This is a genomic window from Kribbella sp. NPDC050459 (assembly GCF_040655315.1).
Classification (GTDB): Bacteria; Actinomycetota; Actinomycetes; order Propionibacteriales; family Kribbellaceae; genus Kribbella.
On the sequence record NZ_JBFAJQ010000013.1, the window covers coordinates 128,650 to 146,305 of the forward strand.

Below are 17,656 nucleotides of genomic sequence, written 5' to 3' on the forward strand. Positions count from 1 at the left end.
ACCCAGACGCAGTTACGCTGTGCAGCGATAAGGGATCGTGATCGCCGGAGGTGTCCGATGGAGCTGCGGCAGCTGCGGTACTTCGTCACCGTCGCCGAGGAACTGCACTTCGGACGGGCCGCCGAGCGGCTGAACATCGTGCAGCCGGCCGTCAGTCAGCAGGTCGCCCGACTCGAACGTGAGCTGGGCCTGCGGCTCCTCGACCGCTCGTCGCGCCACGTGCGGCTGACCGGCGACGGCGAGCGGATGGTGCGCGAGGCGCGGGCCGTCCTGGCCGCGGCCGATCGTGCTTCGGAGGTGGCCGCGGAGCTGGCGTCCGGGCGTTCCGGCGTACTGCGCATCGGCACCGCCCCAGGCCTTCGCGACCGCCTCGAGCGCGGCCTTGCGACCCTCCGCACGCACACGCCGGACCTCGAGATCCAGGTGAGCTCCGGGTCGACGGCGGAGTATCTGACTGCGCTGCGTTCGGGGGATCTGGATGTCGCGTTCGTTCGCGGTGAGGTCGCGGCCGTGGACCTGCGGGTCATCGAGCTCTGGCGCGATCCGCTGTCCGTGCTGGTCCCGACGGCGTACCGCGCGGACGACGGTGTGAAGCTGATCGACCTGGCCGGACTACCGCTGCGGTTGCCCGACGACCCGTGGCTGCAGGACCACCTCGTGACGGCCTGTCGGGAGGCCGGGTTCGAGCCGCGGATCGGGCGGCCCATCGACGACTTCGAGGCGGCGGTCGTGGAGATGTCGACGGGTTCGCCGGCGTGGACCGTGGTGTACGGAACGGCGTGCGAGGCGGCCGAGGGCGCCTTGTGGATGGGACCGCTCAATCCGCCCAGGACGGCCCCCGGGAACCTGCTGACGGTGGCGGGGCAGTCGTCCGAGTGCGTCGACCTACTGGTCGCGGCGTTCGGATGAGGACCTCCGGCGGGCCCTGACAGCTCCGCCGGAGGCCGGGTGTTGATTACTCAACAAGCACCGGATCGTACGGTGGAAATCGCGTTCCGAGGAGGGTCCGTCTCATAATTGGTCAGGGAACTTTCGGTGGCTCCCGGTGCACGATCGCTGACGGTGCGGGATTAAAGTTGGTAGTCGCAACCAAATACCGGGCTGGGTGAGGACCCAAGTCAGCCGTTTCCGCCTCGGGGACAGCGCACGTCGCTGCCCCCGGTCGTAGCGTTCCCGCCGTACGAAACGGAAACCGATGTCTGCCACCCAGACCCCGCCGGCCCCCGGCGCCACCCCGACCCGGTACCGCTCGCGGTACGCCGCCGACGCGCCGGCCGCACCACCGCCGGCCGCATCCGGTGACCCCGAGCTCTCGCACCGCGAGATCCTGGAGATCCTCGCCGGGCTGCTCGCCGCGCTGTTCACCGCGGTGCTCAGCTCGACCATCGTCAGCAACGCGCTGCCGACGATCATCGCGGACCTCGAAGGCACGCAGACGCAGTACACCTGGGTGGTCACCGCCAGCCTGCTCGCGATGACCGTGTCCACGCCGGTGTGGGGCAAGCTGTCCGACCTGGTCAGCAAGAAGCTACTCGTTCAGCTCGCGATCATCCTGTTCGTGATCGGCTCGATGCTGGCCGGCGCCGCGCACAACGTGCCGTTCCTGATCGGGGCGCGGGTCCTGCAGGGGCTCGCGATGGGCGGGCTGATGGCGCTCGCGCAGGCGATCGTGGGCGCCGCGATCCCGCCGCGCAACCGCGGCCGGTACTCGGGGTACATGGGCGCTGTGATGGCGCTCGCGACCGTCAGCGGCCCGCTGGTCGGCGGGGTGATCGTCGACACCTCGTGGCTCGGCTGGCGGTGGTGCTTCTACGTCTGCGTGCCGCTCGCCGTCGTGTCGCTGATCGTCCTGCAGCGGTTCCTGCAGTTGCCGGTGGTGAAGCGTCGCGTCCGGATGGACTATCTCGGCGCGGTGCTGATCGCGGGTGCGGCCAGCCTGCCGCTGATTTGGGTGTCGTTCGCGGGTGCGCACTTCCCGTGGTGGTCGTGGCAGACCGGCGCGTACCTGGGCGGTACGGCGGTGCTCGCGATCCTGGCCGTGGTGGTCGAGACCCGGGCCGCCGAGCCCCTGGTGCCGATGCGGGTGGTCCGGGAGCGGACCACGGCGCTGGCAATCGTCGCCAGCGTGGCGGTCGGGATGGGGATGTTCGGCAGTGCGGTGTTCCTCGGGCAGTACTTCCAGGTGGCGCGCGGGTACAGCGCGACCGAGGCCGGGTTGCTGACGATCCCGATGATGTTCGGCTCGTTCCTCGGGTCGGTCGGGTCGGGGCAGCTGATCACGCGGTTCGGCAAGTGGAAGCGGTACCTGGTGGTCGGCGCGCTGTTCCTGACCGCGGGTCTCGGGCTGCTCGGGACGATCGACCACACCTCGCCGTACTGGTACGTCGGGCTCGGGATGCTTGCCATGGGCATCGGGATGGGCATGACGATGCAGAACCTGGTGCTCGCGGTGCAGAACACGGTGGACGTCAGCGAGGTCGGGGCGGCGAGCGCGACGGTGACCTTCTTCCGCAGCCTCGGCGGCGCGGTCGGGGTGTCCGTGCTCGGCGCGATCCTCGCCACCCGGGTGACGGATCTGATCACCGAGCACCTGCGCGACCTCGGCCCGGCCGCGGCCTCCGGCGGCTCGGGCAGCCTGCTGGACGTGAACTCGTTGCCGGCCCCGGTCCAGGAGATCGTCCGGCACGCGTACGGCGACGCCACCGGGCGGATCTTCGTGATCGCCGCCGGGGCCGCCGTGGTGAGTCTGCTCGCGGTGCTGTTCATCCGCGAGGTCCCGCTGCGGCAGACGGTGGCGATGCGGACCGATGACGCAGAGGCCGGCGCCCCGTCGTACCAGGAGATCTCCGACGATCCGGCCGAGCGGGCTGCCGTCGTCGCGCTGGACGTGATCACGTCGGCGGAGCGTACGGCGCGCGAACGCGAGCGGGAGGCCAGCGAACGGGTGCAGGCCGCCGCGCACACGATCCGGCAGATGCGGACCGACGTCGCGGACCTGTTCACCCGCGTGGACCAGCAGATCGCCGCGCTCGAGCACACGCTCCCCGATGCCGACCTCCCGGAGCCCGCCGCCGCGATCCTCGACGCGCAGCGCCCGGCCGGCGAGCTCGTCGACGAACTCCGCCGGTACGAGCTCAGCGTGCTGAGCGCCAGCCAGCGCACCGCCGACCACCTCCGCGAGACCGCACACGCCGAGGCGAAGCAGCTCCTCGCCGAAGCCCGCGCGGAAGAACAGGAGATCCGCACCCGCATCGCCGAGCTGGAAGCCGTGGAGGATCGCCTCCTCGGCACCATCCGCACCAACCTCGCCACCACCCCAGCAGCCCCCACCCGGACGCCCGAGCCGGTCGCCTCCGCCCACCCGCCGGCACCCGGCCCTGCCTCCGCGCATCAGACCTTCGCACCCAGCCCCGCCCGGCCGACCCATGCGCCGACCTCCCCCGACGGTGCGCCGACCTCCGCCTCCGGCAACGGCTACCCCGACCACGCCGCCGACCGCCAACCCTTTGGCTGACCCGCCGAGTCGTGGCGAAAGGCTCCGGCCCGCTTCGCCGAGTCGTGAGAAATGGTCGCCGCGGGCAGCCTTCTTCCACGACTCGGCGGAGGACGGCCGGGGTGACGGGGCTGTCGGAGCGGGGTGGCATGCTTCGGGGTACGGCGTCGGGTGAGGAGCGGGTGTGGGGTTGTGGGACGTGGAGCAGGTGGTGGGGCTCGCGCCTGATGCCGCGTCGGTGAAGGCCGGGCAGGGGTTGGCTCGGGGGGAGAAGTGGTCGGGCGCGGGGGCTACGGATCGTGCGGTCTGGGGGTTGTGCCAGGGGAGTGGACAGCAGCCGTACCAGACCGGCGTGGACCTGAGCGGCCCGGCGTACAAGTGTTCTTGCCCGTCGCGGAAGTTCCCCTGCAAGCACGCGCTCGGGCTGCTGTTGCTGTGGGCGAAAGGCGAGGTGCCGGCGGCGGGCGAGCCGGACTGGGTGCAGACCTGGATCAGCCAGCGTGCCGAGCGGCCGGAGCGGAAGCCGGGCGAGGTCGCCGACCCCGTCGCGGCACAGGAGCGGGCCGCCCGGCGGGCGGACCGGGTGTCGGCCGGCCTGGCGGAGTTGGCCGGCTGGCTGGACGACCAGGTCCGGCAGGGCCTCGGCGGATTCGACCAGCGGGCGTACGCCGAGCTGAGCCGGCTGGCGGCCCGCATGGTCGACGCGCAGGCGCCGGGAGTGGCAGGAGCGGTACGCCGGGCAGCGGCTGCCGTCGGGCGCGGTCACGGCTGGCCGGGTGAGCTGCTCGAAGAGCTGTCCCTGATCCACTTGGTCGTCGCCGCGCACGGTCGCCTCGCGGACCTTCCGCCGTCCCTCGCCGACACTGTGCAGAGCCGCATCGGCTGGACGACCGAGACCGCGCGCGTGCTCGCGGACGGCGAGAAGGTCGAGGACGACTGGCTGATGCTCGGCCGGGTGGTCGAGCCGGACGAGCGGCTCACGGTCCGCCGGGTGTGGTTGCGCGGGGCAACGACCGGGCGGATCGGGCTGATCCTGACGTTCGCAGCCGCCGGGCGACCGCTGGACCCGCTGCCCGCCCGCCCCGGCGAGTATGTCCCGGGCGCGCTCTCGTTCTACCCGGGGGCGCTGCCGATGCGCGCCCTCCTGACCCAGACCGATCCGCGGCGGCCGGCGTCGCGCCCAGCTGGTCTCACAGTCCGCCAGGCATTGGCGTCGTACGTCGAGTCCCTGGCCGCCGACCCGTGGAACGAGCGCTGGCCGCTGGTCCTGCGGGATGTCCGCCCAGCGCCGTACGGCGACGGGTGGGCGCTCGTCGACGCCGACGGCGACGGGTTGGAACTGCTGCCGGGGTGGGATCCGATGAAGCTGCTGGCCGTGTCGGCGGGCGACCCGGTCACCGTGGCCGGCGAATGGAACCGCGCCGGCCTCCGCCCGATGACCTGCTGGCGTGACGACCGGCCGGTGATCTTGTGACCAGCGACGATCGGATGGCGGCAGCGTGAAGGGCTGGGACGGCCTGGTTAGTTCGGCGTTGCTCGGCACCGACCGGCGGCCGGTGCACTTCGAGGAGCTGCCGGAGCACATCCAGGCGCGCCTCGGGGAAGGCAACCTACTCGACGCCGCCGCGCTCGCGACCGTGTACAAGCGGGCCGGTCGCAGACCCCTGCGTGGTCTCGAACCGCTCCCGGCCGCGCCCGGCGAGGACCGGCCCTTGCCGCGACCCGGGGCGGTGCGACGACTGGCCGCGATGCTGGGCGGATTCCAGACGTCCGCGCTGGGTGAGTGGCTGCGGACGGCGGACGCCAACGGGTGGGGTGTGCCGCCCGAACACCTGCCCGCGCTCGCCGACTACGCGCGCAACCGTGCCCAGTACCGTCCGCTCGTCATCGCCGTGGCCGGGCGTCGCGCGCGGTGGCTCGCGGAACTCAACCCCGAATGGCGGTTCCTGCACGCGGCGGTTGCTGAGAGCAACGATCCGGAGCTGTGGACGCACGGGAACGCGATCCAGCGGCGGACCTGGCTGCGCGCCGCCCGCAGTCAGGATCCGGACGCTGCCCACGCAGCGTTGGTCGAGGTCTGGCCGGCCGAGTCCGCAGCAACCCGCGCGGACTTCCTCGGGTTGTTCGCCGACAACCTCGCGCTGCCGGACGAGGAGTTCCTGGAGTCCGCGCTCGACGACCGTTCCCGCGAGGTACGGCGGCTGGCCGCGCGACTGCTCGCCCGCCTGCCGGGATCGCAGTACGGCGTGCGCATGACCGAGCGGCTGCACTCTCACCTGACCCCGGCGCAGGGTGTGCTCGCGGTCGACCTGCCGCGCCGGCTGACCCAGTCGATGGAACGCGACGGTCTCGACTCGCAGAACCCGGAAGGTGTCGGCAAACGGGCCTGGTGGTTCCAGCAGATCGTCGCCAACACGCCCCTGGCGGCGATGGACATCGCCTGGCTGCGCACACCTGTCGAGGGATGCGCGCCCGGGGTGTTGCAAGCAGGCTGGGCAGAGGCGGCGATCCGCGAGGGCGCCGTCGGTTCGGAGCCGGACGACACTGCCGGGCGGGCCGCCGAATGGGCGCGGGAGTTGTTGCTGGCGAACGCCGACCTCGGCAGCCGCGGTCCGGCCGAGCTGCTCCGTCTGCTGCCACCGAACGAGTGGGCGAGCGCCGTCGACGTACTGCGCAAGTCCGTCGACGTCGCCGAGTTGGTGGGCGGCCTGCCCGTACCGTGGCCGGCTCCGCTGGGCCGGATGATTCTCGACCAGCTCGCCAAGGTCGGTACCAACCGCGCCTGGGCCCGCCTCGCCAGTATCGCGGCCCGCGCGGTGCCGCCCGACGTACTCGACCATCCGATCACCCGCGAACCGACCGGCGAGGAAGACACCTGGCTTCGCCGCCTCGTCGAGACCCTGACCTTCCGCCGCGAGATGTACGAGGAGCTCACATGAACGAAGTACTGCGCCCGCACGCGGAGGTCGAGTATGCCGACGAGCTGCAAGCGCTGCGCGCGACGGACGACCGGCCGCGACCGCCGGCGTGGCAGCTCTCGCCGGCCGCCGTGGTCACGTATCTGCTCGGCGGGAAGGCCGGTGACACCGAGATCTCACCGAAGTACGTCGGCCCGCGCCGGCTGATCGAGGTCGCGGTCGCCACGCTCGCGACGGATCGCGCGCTGCTGCTGCTCGGCGTACCGGGAACGGCGAAGACGTGGGTCAGCGAGCACCTCGCGGCCGCGATCAGCGGCGACTCGACCCTGCTGGTGCAGGGGACCGCGGGCACCGCCGAGGAAGCGATCCGGTACGGCTGGAACTACGCGCAGCTGATTGCCCAGGGCCCCAGTGAGGCGGCGCTCGTGCCGAGTCCTGTCCAGCGCGCGATGGCGGACGCGAAGATCGCCCGGATCGAGGAGCTGACCCGGATGCCGTCCGACGTCCAGGACGCGCTGATCACGATCCTGTCCGAGAAGGCGCTGCCGATCGCCGAGCTGGCCACGGAGGTCCAGGCCCGCAAGGGATTCAACGTCATTGCCACCGCCAACGATCGCGACAAGGGCGTCAACGAACTCTCCAGCGCGCTCCGTCGGCGGTTCAACACCGTCGTCCTCCCGCTGCCCGACTCCGCCGAGGACGAGGTGGAGATCGTCTCCCGCCGGGTCGCCCAGCTCGGCTCGGCGCTCGAGCTGCCGCAGCCCGACGACGCGCTGGAGGAGATCCGCCGGGTGGTGACGATCTTCCGCGAGCTCCGCTCCGGCCGCACCGAGGACGGTCGGACCGCGGTGAAGTCCCCGTCCGGCACACTCTCCACCGCCGAGGCGATCAGCGTCGTCACCGGCGGCCTCGCCCTCGCGGCGCACTTCGGCGACGGCGTGCTGCGGCCGACGGACGTGGCCGGCGGCATCCTCGGCGCGGTGGTCAAGGACCCGTCGGCGGATCGCGTCGTGTGGTCGGAGTACCTCGAGACCGTGGTCCGGGAACGCGACGACTGGGCTCCGTTCTACCGCGCCTGCCGAGAGATCTCCGGATGACCGTTCACCTGCTCGGGATCCGGCATCACGGACCGGGGTCGGCGCGGGCGGTGGCGGCCGCGCTGGCCGAACTGCGGCCGGACATCGTCCTGATCGAGGGACCGCCGGAGGCCGACAAGATCGTCGAGCTGGCGGCGTCGGAGGAGATGGAGCCGCCGGTCGCGCTGCTGGCCTACGCGGTGGACGACTCGACGCGCGCGGCGTTCTGGCCGTTCGCGGTGTTCAGCCCGGAGTGGCAGGCGATCAGGTACGGGCTGGCGGCCGGGGTGCCGGTGCGGTTCTGCGACCTGCCCGCCGCGCAGCAGTTCGGCTCCTCGGGCGGCCGATCCGTGTCGATGGACCCGTTGGCGACACTGGCCGAGGCAGGCGGGTACGACGACCCGGAGCGCTGGTGGGACGACGTGATCGAGTCGCGCCGCGGGGGCGCCGAACCGTTCACGGTGATCGCGGACGCGATGCGAGAGCTGCGGCACGGCGAGGAAGCGGTTGGCCGGGAGGCGCAGCGCGAGGCGTACATGAGAACCGTGCTGCGTAAGGCGATCCGGGACGGCTTCGAGCGGATCGCCGTGATCTGCGGCGCCTGGCACGTTCCCGCGCTCGAGCTGCCCTTGCCTCCGGCAACACATGACCAGCGGATCCTGAAGGGCCTGCCGAAGCGCAAGGTCGCCTGCACCTGGGTGCCGTGGACGCACGGCCGGCTGGCCGCGGCGAGCGGGTACGGCGCCGGCATCACGTCACCTGGCTGGTACCACCATCTCTTCACCGCACCGGACCAGATCACGACCCGCTGGCTGGCCAAGGTGGCCGAAGTACTGCGCAACGAGGACCTGCCCGTGTCCAGTGCGCATGTGATCGAGGCGGTCCGCCTCGCCGACACGTTGGCGGCGCTCCGGGAACGTCCACTCGCCGGGCTCAGCGAAGTGACCGAAGCGACGCGGGCGGTGCTCTGCGGCGGGAACGACGTACTGCTGGATCTGGTGACCCGCGAGGCTGTCGTCGGGGAGCTGCTCGGATCGGTGCCGGGGGAGACGCCGCAGGCGCCGGTGGCCGCGGACCTCGCGGCGCAGGCGCGACGGTTGCGGATGAAGCGGGATCCGACCGAGCGCGTGATCGAGCTCGACCTGCGCAAGCCCAACGACCTGGACAAGTCCAGGCTCCTGCACCGGCTGCGGATCCTCGGCGTGCAGTGGGGCGTGCCGGCCACCGACGAGCGGCGCGCGCAGGGCACGTTCCGGGAGATGTGGCGACTGGCGTGGGATCCGGGCCTGGAGGTCGAGCTGGTCGCGGCCGGCGCCCACGGTACGACGGTGCTCGGCGCCGCGACGTCCGTGATGCTGAAGGACGCCGACTCGCCGACGCTGGCCGACGTCACGGCCGCGTTGGAGAAGTCGCTGCTCGCCGACCTCGCGGAGGCGCTGCCGCCGCTGCTGCGCGGCATCGACACCAGGGCGGCGGCCGATGCCGATGTCGGGCATCTGATGGCGGCGCTCCCCGCGCTCGCCCGAGCCTCGCGGTACGGCGACGTCCGCGGGACCGACACGGCCGGGCTGGCCTCGGTCGCGGGCCGGATGGTGTCGCGGGTGTGCGCCGGTCTCGCCCGGACCGTGCACGGGCTGGACCCGGACGCGGCGGCCGCCGTCCAGGAGCTGATCGACGGCGTGCAGGACGCGACGATGCTGCTGGCCGACGACATACGCTCGGAGTGGCTCAACACGTTGCAGGGGTTGAGCGATCGCGCCTCGGTGCCGCCGCTGATCCGGGGCCGGCTGACGCGGTTGATGCTGGACACGTCGAGGCTGCCGGACCACGAGGTCGCGCTGCGGCTGGGACGTTCGTTGTCGTCCGGTACGCCGACGGCGGACGCGGCCGGGTACGTCGAGGGCTTCCTGGCCGGCGGCGGGTTGCTGCTGGTCCACGACGAGCGGCTGCTCGCGATGGTGGACGGGTGGCTGGCGGCGATCCCGGACGATGCGTTCCTCGAAGTCCTGCCGCTGCTTCGGCGGACGTTCGGCACGTTCGCGGCACCGGAGCGGCGGTCGATCGGCGCCCGGGCCCGCGTCCTGAGCGACCCGGCGGCGGTCGTCGCCGATGACGACGACCTCGACGCCGAGCTGGCCGCGACCGCGCTGCCCGTGGTCGCGCGACTCCTGGGGGTCTCATGAGTGACGAGCGGCTTCGCCGGTGGCGCCTCGTGCTCGGCAGTGAAGCGGAGGAGGAGACCGGTACGACGCTGTCGGCCGCCGATCGCTCCGTGGATGCGGCGTTGGCGGCGTTGTACGACGCGGAGGAGGGCTCGGGCACGCAACGTGCCTCCGGGTTGGGTTCGTCGGCGCCGCGGGTCGCGCGCTGGCTGGGTGACATCCGGCAGTACTTCCCGAACACCGTCGTCCAGGTGATGCAGCGGGACGCGGTCGAGCGGCTCGGGATCACGCGGATGCTGATGGAGCCGGAGCTGCTGGGCGCGGTCGAGCCCGACGTCCATCTGGTGTCCACGCTGCTCGCGCTCAACGAGGTGATGCCGGAGGAGACCAAGCAGACCGCGCGGGACGTGGTCGGCCGGGTGGTGGCCGAGCTCGAGGCGCGGCTCGCGGAGCGGACAAGAGCCGCGGTGACCGGCGCTCTCGACCGGGCCGGCCGAACGGCGCGGCCGCGGCACTCCGACATCGACTGGGACCGGACGATCCGGGCGAACCTCAAGCACTTCTCGCCGGCGCTCGGGACGATCGTGCCGGACCGCCTGGTCGGGTATGCACGCCGCAACCACAGCGTGCAGCGGGACATCGTGCTGGCGATCGACCAGTCGGGGTCGATGGCGGAGTCCGTCGTCTACGCGGCGCTGTTCGGTGCGGTGCTCGGGTCGATCCGGACGTTGCGCACCTCTCTGGTCGTGTTCGACACCGCGGTGGTGGATCTGACCGACCAGCTGGACGATCCGGTCGACGTCCTGTTCGGGACCCAGCTGGGCGGTGGGACGGACATCAACCGCGCGCTCGCGTACTGCGAGGAGCTGGTCACGAAGCCGGCCGAGACCGTGCTCGTGCTGATCTCGGACCTCTACGAGGGCGGCATCCGGGAAGAGATGCTGCGGCGGGTGCGTTCCTTGGTGGAGTCCGGCGTACAGGTGGTTGCCCTGCTCGCGCTCGCGGACTCGGGCTCGCCGTCGTACGACGCCGAGAACGCGGCCGCGCTGGCGGAGCTCGGCGTACCGGCGTTCGCCTGCACCCCGGACAAGTTTCCCGACCTGATGGCCGCGGCCATCCGCCACGACGACATCGCCGGCTGGGCCGCGACCAACATCACCTGAGAGGACCTGTTTGATGTCGACTGTCGAACTGACCCGCTTCCGTGTCCTGCCGGAGCGCACGGACGAGCTGCTGGCCGCGCGGGCCGACATGCTGAAGGACTTCGAGGCCGACCGTGCCGGGTTCCTGGGCGCGCGCCTCGTGCAGCTCCCGGACAACCAGTGGCTGGACATCGTCGACTGGGCGACGCCCGCGGACTTCGCGGCGTCGCGGGACAAGGGCGCCAACCTGCCGGGCATCGCGCGGTTCTTCGCGGCCATCGATTCGCTCGTCGTCGCCGAAGAGGGCGTCAGCGCCCCGTAATTCGCCTGACACCCACGACCCGCGATGCGACCGCGGCACGACTCGACCGGCAAGCCGTACCCGATCCTGCTAGCCGGCGATCTCCAGGATGTCGATCGGGGTGTACGGGTCGGCCTCGGCGAAGCGGAGGGCCCACTGGACGGCTTCCTCCTTGCTGTCGACGCGGATGATCGACACGCCCGCGACGAGCTCCTTGGTCTCCGCGAACGGGCCGTCGATCACCCGCGGCTGACCCGGCGTCGGGAACGTGACCCGGGCGCCGCGCGAGCTCGGCATCAGGCCCTCGCCGAGCACCAGCACCCCGGCCTGACGCATCTCCTCGAGAACGGCGTCCGCCCGCTCGAGGATCTCCGGATCCGGCGGGTTGCCGGCCTCCAGGCTGTCGTTGGTCTTGTGCAGCAGCATGTACCTCATAGCGCCGACCTTAGTGCGCTCCAGAACGCTTCAGGCACTTCGTGATCGAGCCACGCCGCCACCTCCGCGATCTCCCGCGGGCTGCGCGCGCCCACCACCACGGCCGGTACGGCGGGATGCTTCAGCGGGAACTGCGCCGCAGCAGCCAGCAGCGGTACGCCGTACGCGCCGCAGAGCTCACGCAGTACGTCGATGCGTCGCAGCACGTCTCTCGGCACGCGCTCGTACCCGTTCGGGGCGCCGTGTGCGGTGTCGGCGAGCACGCCGCCGTGGAACACACCCGCGGCGAGCACGGCGATGCCGAGCTTCTCGCACAGCGGGAGCAGTTCGTCGGCGCCGGACTGGTCGAGCAGCGTGTACCGCCCGGCGAGCAGGACGATGTCGGGGCCGCCGTCGGTCTCGCGGAGGAAGCGGGCCGCGACGTCGGCGTGGTTCACGCCGAGCGAGATCGCCCGGATCGTGCCGCGCCCGCGCAGCTCGGTGAGCGCCCGGAGAGCCTCGGTCGACGCGACCGGGAAGTCAAGCTCCGGGTCGTGGATGTGCAGGACGTCGATCCGGTCGATCCCCATCCGCTCCAGGCTCGCCTCGAACGACCGGATCGTCGCGCCGTACGAGTAGTCCAGCCGCGGCCCCAGCCCGGCCGGCGGCTCCGCCCAGATCGGCTGCAGGTCCGGGCCGCCCGGCTCGATCAGCCGCCCCACCTTGCTGCACAGCACGAACTCGTCCCGCGGCCGCCCGCGCAAGGCCAGCCCGGCGCGCTGCTCGGACAACCCGTACCCGTACACCGGGGCGGTGTCGAACAGCCGCACGCCCAGCTCCCAGGCCCGATCGATCGTCGCCACCGCCTGCGCCTGCGGCACCGCGGCGAACATCCCCCCGATCGAGGCCAGCCCCAACCCCAGCTCGCTGACCCGCAATCCCGTCCGCCCCAACTCCACCGTCCGCATATCCCGACCGTAGAAGGCGCCACCGACAGACGGCCCCTTCCCTTGGCGGACGCGGGCGCGGGACCATGCGGAGATGGGTGAGATCGCGGAGCGGTACCGGCGGCGGGCCGAGGCCTTCGAGCGGAAGGTCGCGGCGGTGCAGCCGGACCAGTGGGGGAACCAGTCACCGTGCGCGAAGTGGACCGCGCGGGACGTGGTGGAGCATGTCGTCACGATGCACGGGGCGATGCTGACGCCGGTCGCGCGGAAGCTGGAGCCGGCCGACGACCCGCTGACCGCGTTCCAGGAGGCCCGGGCCGCGATCGAGGACGTCCTCGACGATCCGGTGGCCGCGCTGACCGAGACCGACACACCGGGCGGGCGGCTGACGACCGAGCAGCACATCGACCAGGTGGTGTCCGACGACCTCGTCCTGCACGGCTGGGACCTGGCGCGCGCCACCGAGCAGGACGAGACGATCGACCCGGTCGACCTCGAGCGGCTCTGGGCGACCGCGGTCGCGATCCCGCCCGAGCTGATGGCGAAGTACCGGACGCCGGGCGCGTTCGGCGAGGGCATCGAGGTGTACGGCGCCGAAGTGCCCGTGCCGCCGGACGCTCCGCTGCAGGACCGCCTGCTCGGACTCCTCGGCCGCGAGCCCTGACCGATCAGTCGCTCAGGAGCCGCGCGAGGTTGCTCGGGGCGTAGTACGCCGCGGGGTCGGGGCAGATCGGGGCCGCGGCGAGCTGCGCCGGGTCCTGCATCAGGAGGGCGTGGCCTTTCGCGATCGCCGGGTCCAGGTACTCGTGCCCCGGGAGGTCCGCGACCGCCGTACGGCAGCCGAGCGCCATCCCCTCGAACAGCGCGGTGGTGGACACCCCGACCTGGTACGTCGTGGTCGCCAGCAGGTCCAGTGTGCTGCCGCCGGTGGAGAGGTCCACGCCGGACGGAATCGTGTAGTCCGCGGGACGCTCGCTCGGGTGCGGCCGGTACAGGACTTCCAGGTCCGGTCGTTCCTTGGCGACCGCGTCCGCGACCTTCACCAGTTCGGTGCCGATCGTTCCCTGCGACAGGAACACCACGCGGCGCGGGTCCTTCGGGCCGGGCTTCGGCAGGAACGGCGCGCCCATCACCTCGGTCCGCATCCCGGCCGGCAGGTCCGCGACGTCGGTCCAGTACGACCCGAAGCACCACAGCTCGTCCGGCTGGTCCGCGACCACCGGCCGGCCGGGGTAGCTGTACCCGAGGTGGAACGGGCTGATCGCGCCGTGCTGCAGCTCCACGACCCGGATCCCGAGATCGCGGGCGGCGCCAACGATGTGCTGGTGGAAGTACGCGACGACCAGGTAGACGGTCGTGATCCGGTGCTTCCGGAGCAGCGCGCGGTAGAGCGCGCGCAGCCGGAGGTGCTTCGGGACCTCGCGGGCCAGCAGCGCGCCGACCGGGATCCGGACACCGGTGAGTTTCTCGAGTGCGTCCGCGATGCCGCGGTCGTCGGCGGTCCGGCGGTGGGCCGCGCCGGCGGCGGAGGTGAAGAAGTCCAGGTTCTTGCTGCCCGGCAGCGGGGTGCCGTTGATCCCGGAGTCCAGGATCAGGGCGCGGTCGCCGAGCGCGGCCCGGAGTTCATCGGTGTAGATCTCGACACCGTTCGGTTTCCGGGGGTGCGGTACGACGAGTGCGTCGTACCGGCCGGGGAACGGCGTGCGGGTGACGATGCCGGCGACGTGTTTCCCGACCAGCGCGGCCTTGTCGTACGGCGTCCGCCGGACCGGGTGGGACGCGCCGTGGATCCCGGTGCGGCGGGTCAGCTCATGGAAGACGCGCATCCGGATGATCGGCCAGGGATGCATCCCCTTGACCTGCCACCCGAGCAGATCCAGATCGTTCTCCACCGTCCAGATCGCCGCGCACAGCTCCGCCACCGTCGGCCGAACCGTGCCGTTCCCGGTACTCGTCATGGTTGATCCCTACTATCCCGGCGAGACTACCGACGCCCGAGAAGAACCGGCGGACTGCCTTCAGCAGGTGCGTCTTCCGGCCGAGCAGCAGCCCGGCGAGGGCGAACCCGATCGCCGAGATCACCCGGGCGGAAGCATAGGCCAGCACCAGGACGTAGCTGATCGCGCCCGGGCGGATCAGCAGCCGGCTGATCGTGTCCCCGCTGCCGGAGCGGAAGGCGCGCCGGACCAGCCAGCGCAGCGTGGTGCGGCCGACCGGGACCTCCTCGCTGATGCAGGCCTCCTCGCACCACACGATCCGGAAGCCGGCGCGGTGCACGCGGAGGAAGAAGTGCAGGTCGCTGGAGCCGGTGTAACGGAACGCGGGATGGAAGCCCGGGGTGACCGCGTGGTAGACGCGGCGGCTGACCAGGGTGTTGTTCGTGTACGCCTTGCGGAGCTCCTCGCCGGTGGTGTGCCGGCCGGTGGAGTCGTGGACGTCGCTGTAGTGGTTCCAGGGCGGGGCGCCGGGCGGGAGGTGGCCCTTCACCGGGCCGGTGACGACGTCGGCGCCGGTCGACTCCCACGCCTCCAGCAGCGTCCGCAGCCAGCCGGGCGGGGCGACCTCGTCGTCGTCGACGAAGATCAGCGCGTCGTCGTTCCAGCACAGCTCGACGGAGCGCTCCCGGGCGAAGGGGATCCCCGGCTCCGGTTCCACCACGGACTCGACCGGGTACGGCGTACCGTCGGCGAACTCCGCCAGCACCTGCGCGGCCGACCCCTCCGCGTCGTTGTCCACCACGACGATCCGGATCGCGTAATCCCCGTCCGCGGGCAGCTCCTGCGCCTGCAAACTCGTCAACAACCCCCGCAACAGAGCAGGTCGCCTGAAGGTAATCACCGCAATGGCGACACTCATGCTCATGGCGCCCGAGACTATCGGTCCCACCCAACAACCGCTCGTCCAACTCGTGTGAGTTCCGGCGCCGATCGTGAAAGACGTAGTCCCTCAGACCTCGGAGTAGACGCGGGTGGGGAGCTTGCGGTCGAGGGTCTTGAAGCCGGCGGCCAGGGCGAGGCCCAAGACGAGGACGAGGCCGGCGTTGCGCAGGGCGGTGGCGAGGCCGAGGTCGGTGACGTCGAGGAACGGGTACGGGTACCAGTCGGTGAAGGCGCCCTGCGTGAAGATGTAGACGAGCCACGCGATCGGCCACACAAACGCGTAGCCGACTGCCTGCCATGTCAGGCGTGGGCGCGGGCCGAGGACGAGCCAGGCGGCGAGGGTGGCCCACGGGGAGATGTAGTGGAAACCGATCGTCGCCGCCAGGGCCCAGCCGGTGAGGTCGACCTGCGGGGCGAGGACGATCGCGAACACCAGGCCGGTGATGACGATCCCGAGCAGCGAGTCAAGCCGTACGACGCGCCACAGCGCCCCGTCCCGGGCCGGCCGGAGCGTGAGCCCGACGGCGACCGCGAGCACGATCAGGTTGCTCTGGATCGTGAAGAAGCTGAACAACCGCCAGATCCGCGTCCCGAGACCGATCTCGGTACCGCTGTCACCGGAGTTGGCGTCCGCGCCCCCGGTGAAGATCAGCACCAACTGGATCACCAGCGACACGAGGATCACCGCCGCGATCGCCGCATGCCACCACCGCGAGACTGCCGCCCGATCAGACACCCTCGTCATTCTGCAAAGCGCCGCACCGCAGGTCGCCCCGCCACGCCGTACAGGCCCTAGTCGACAGGTACGACGGAGATGAGGGTGAGGCCGAGGTCGCGGATTCGGGCGAGGAGGCCGTACAGCTCGGACTGGTCGGTGATCGGCCCGCGGAGGACGGTGGTGCTGTCGGGGCCGGCGGCGAGGGTGAGGTCGGCGAACCAGCCGGACCAGCGGGGGTCGAGCCGGCCGGCGACCTTCAGTTCGTACACGGTCAACGCCGCCTCCGGATGAGCCATTCGGCGATCGCGGCGTTGACCGCCCACCCGGCGCTGACCGAGACCGCGGTGCTCAACTCGCCGGTCCCGAACAGGGCCTGCCCGACGCCTTGTGTGAAGACCTGCGTGCCGGCGCCCAGCCCCAGCGCGTACGCCCGCATCATCCAAGCCCGGTGTACGGCGACGTCGCGCCGGCGGATCGCGGCGAAGCCCAGGACGATCGAGGCCCCCATCGCGCTCGCCACGACCAGCCGCACGCTCCACAGCAGGGTGCCGCCCGGTGCGCCGGAGTAGAACAGCGTCATCCACAGCCCGGAGCCCGCCACGAGCAGCCCGGCCGCGACGAGGATCCGTCCGGCGCGCCGGTGCCAGCCGATCTGCGTACGGCGTAGCCGGCGCGAGAACTGGAAGGCGCCGACCACCGCGTACACCGCCGCGCCGGCGACGTGGACGACGACGGGCGCCGGTGAGGCGTCCACGCGCGGGTTGTCCGGCATCACGACCGGCCCGCCGGCGATCTCCACCAGGCGGAGCGTCCCGAAGACCAGCGGCACGATCGTGAGCAGCACCAGCGCGAACGGGATCCAGGCGTCCGATCGCGCCCGCGTCGCGGCGTACCCGCTCATCGCTGCACCGCGACCGGCTGCGGCGTCGACGTCGTCGTGGTGCGCCAGAGCGAGACGCCGAGCGCGATCATCGCGATCCCGTTCGGGTAGGCGAGCAGGCGGTAGAAGGCGTCCGGCATCACGGTGAGCGCGGCCGAGACGAGTCCGCCGACGGCCAGCAGCACAGTGGCCCAGCGAGCGAGCACCCGGGCGCGGAACAGCGCGATCCCGAGCAGCAACCCACCGGCCAGATACGCGAATCCCTGCACGCGCAGCACCGTCGCCAGCGCGCCGATGTCGCCGGCAGGGTGACCGCCGGACGCCGCCTCGAGGACGTCGCGCACGTAGCCGGGGTTCGTGTCCGCGATCGACGGCAGGACGTACGCCGATACGGAGGTGGTGCAGAGGATCGACAGGTAGCCGACGGCGAGGACGACGTACCCGATCAGCCCGAGGAGACCGTTGCGGCGGACCTGGCTCAGGTACAACCCGCTGATCCCGGCCAGCGCCAGCGCCGCCATCACGAGCTTGAGTGTGTTCCGGACGGCGAGCTCGGTCGTGACGATCGAGGTGAGGTCCAGGTGCGGGTGCCCGATCTGGACGCCGATGAAGGTCAGCCCGGCGGCGGCTGCGGCGGCCGCGGAGGCCTTGGTCAGTGTGGTGCTGGTGATGGTCATGTCCGAACTCCCCCTGCTCGCGCTTGTTCTTGCGGATGTTCGGAACGTA

At 71.7% G+C, this 17,656-nt stretch carries 17 protein-coding genes; 9 read left to right on the plus strand and 8 right to left on the minus strand.

The genetic code is table 11. The features are described from left to right. Positions 1 to 57: 57 nt before the first annotated feature. The 8 genes from AB0I12_RS33125 to AB0I12_RS33160 all read left to right on the plus strand — a co-directional run bounded on the left by AB0I12_RS33125 (position 58) and on the right by AB0I12_RS33160 (position 11,113). A complete protein-coding gene (locus tag AB0I12_RS33125) occupies positions 58 to 909 on the plus strand; it encodes a LysR family transcriptional regulator (RefSeq protein ID WP_359937184.1) in 852 nt (283 codons plus the stop codon). Between the two features lie 286 nt (positions 910 to 1,195). Further along, a complete protein-coding gene (locus AB0I12_RS33130) occupies positions 1,196 to 3,514 on the plus strand; it encodes an MFS transporter (protein WP_359937187.1) in 2,319 nt (772 codons plus the stop codon). Positions 3,515 to 3,677: 163 nt separating this feature from the next. After that, entirely contained in the window at positions 3,678 to 4,967 is a 1,290-nt protein-coding gene (locus AB0I12_RS33135) for an SWIM zinc finger family protein (RefSeq protein WP_359937190.1), read from the plus strand. Positions 4,968 to 4,992: 25 nt separating this feature from the next. Then, positions 4,993 to 6,432 carry a DUF5691 domain-containing protein gene (locus AB0I12_RS33140; RefSeq protein WP_359937193.1) on the plus strand — a complete coding sequence of 480 codons (1,440 nt, stop codon included), beginning with the start codon at positions 4,993 to 4,995 and terminating at the stop codon, positions 6,430 to 6,432. Then, a complete protein-coding gene (locus AB0I12_RS33145) occupies positions 6,429 to 7,508 on the plus strand; it encodes an AAA family ATPase (RefSeq protein ID WP_359937196.1) in 1,080 nt (359 codons plus the stop codon). Before AB0I12_RS33140 ends, AB0I12_RS33145 begins: the two co-directional genes overlap by 4 nt. Then, on the plus strand, positions 7,505 to 9,670 hold the full coding sequence (locus AB0I12_RS33150) for a DUF5682 family protein (RefSeq protein ID WP_359937198.1): 2,166 nt from the start codon (positions 7,505 to 7,507) through the stop codon (positions 9,668 to 9,670). The genes AB0I12_RS33145 and AB0I12_RS33150 overlap by 4 nt, the downstream gene beginning before the upstream one ends. After that, positions 9,667 to 10,812, plus strand: coding sequence for a VWA domain-containing protein (locus AB0I12_RS33155; RefSeq protein WP_359937201.1), 1,146 nt, complete (start codon positions 9,667 to 9,669; stop codon positions 10,810 to 10,812). Before AB0I12_RS33150 ends, AB0I12_RS33155 begins: the two co-directional genes overlap by 4 nt. A gap of 13 nt (positions 10,813 to 10,825) precedes the next feature. Continuing rightward, on the plus strand, positions 10,826 to 11,113 hold the full coding sequence (locus tag AB0I12_RS33160) for a hypothetical protein (protein WP_359937204.1): 288 nt from the start codon (positions 10,826 to 10,828) through the stop codon (positions 11,111 to 11,113). Between the two features lie 69 nt (positions 11,114 to 11,182). Here the strand turns inward: AB0I12_RS33160 and AB0I12_RS33165 are convergent, their stop codons facing one another. Together AB0I12_RS33165 and AB0I12_RS33170 are read right to left on the minus strand one after the other, a co-directional pair. Further along, the gene (locus AB0I12_RS33165) at positions 11,183 to 11,527 is read right to left on the minus strand and encodes a YciI family protein (protein WP_359937207.1); all 345 of its coding nucleotides are present in this window, start codon (positions 11,525 to 11,527) and stop codon (positions 11,183 to 11,185) included. Beyond that, on the minus strand, positions 11,524 to 12,474 hold the full coding sequence (locus AB0I12_RS33170) for an aldo/keto reductase (RefSeq protein ID WP_359937210.1): 951 nt from the start codon (positions 12,472 to 12,474) through the stop codon (positions 11,524 to 11,526). Before AB0I12_RS33170 ends, AB0I12_RS33165 begins: the two co-directional genes overlap by 4 nt. 73 nt (positions 12,475 to 12,547) lie before the next feature. Here AB0I12_RS33170 and AB0I12_RS33175 point away from each other — a divergent pair, with 73 nt between their 5' ends. Then, positions 12,548 to 13,117 (plus strand): TIGR03086 family metal-binding protein, encoded by a 570-nt coding sequence (locus tag AB0I12_RS33175; RefSeq protein WP_355699815.1) that lies wholly within the window; start codon positions 12,548 to 12,550, stop codon positions 13,115 to 13,117. Between the two features lie 4 nt (positions 13,118 to 13,121). On the opposite strand, the gene AB0I12_RS33180 is transcribed toward AB0I12_RS33175, so the two are convergent. From AB0I12_RS33180 to AB0I12_RS33205, 6 genes are all read right to left on the minus strand, one after another. After that, positions 13,122 to 14,303: a hypothetical protein gene (locus AB0I12_RS33180; protein ID WP_359937492.1), complete on the minus strand. Its 1,182-nt coding sequence runs from the start codon at positions 14,301 to 14,303 to the stop codon at positions 13,122 to 13,124. After that, a complete protein-coding gene (locus AB0I12_RS33185) occupies positions 14,263 to 15,315 on the minus strand; it encodes a glycosyltransferase (RefSeq protein ID WP_359937213.1) in 1,053 nt (350 codons plus the stop codon). Before AB0I12_RS33185 ends, AB0I12_RS33180 begins: the two co-directional genes overlap by 41 nt. 84 nt (positions 15,316 to 15,399) lie before the next feature. Then, a complete protein-coding gene (locus tag AB0I12_RS33190) occupies positions 15,400 to 16,068 on the minus strand; it encodes a Pr6Pr family membrane protein (RefSeq protein ID WP_359937216.1) in 669 nt (222 codons plus the stop codon). A 56-nt stretch (positions 16,069 to 16,124) separates the two neighbouring features. Then, the gene (locus AB0I12_RS33195) at positions 16,125 to 16,346 is read right to left on the minus strand and encodes a hypothetical protein (RefSeq protein WP_359937219.1); all 222 of its coding nucleotides are present in this window, start codon (positions 16,344 to 16,346) and stop codon (positions 16,125 to 16,127) included. Further along, entirely contained in the window at positions 16,322 to 16,951 is a 630-nt protein-coding gene (locus AB0I12_RS33200) for a DUF2306 domain-containing protein (RefSeq protein WP_359937221.1), read from the minus strand. Before AB0I12_RS33200 ends, AB0I12_RS33195 begins: the two co-directional genes overlap by 25 nt. Next, the gene (locus tag AB0I12_RS33205; RefSeq protein WP_359937223.1) at positions 16,948 to 17,607 is read right to left on the minus strand and encodes a hypothetical protein; all 660 of its coding nucleotides are present in this window, start codon (positions 17,605 to 17,607) and stop codon (positions 16,948 to 16,950) included. Before AB0I12_RS33205 ends, AB0I12_RS33200 begins: the two co-directional genes overlap by 4 nt. Positions 17,608 to 17,656 lie beyond the last annotated feature (49 nt).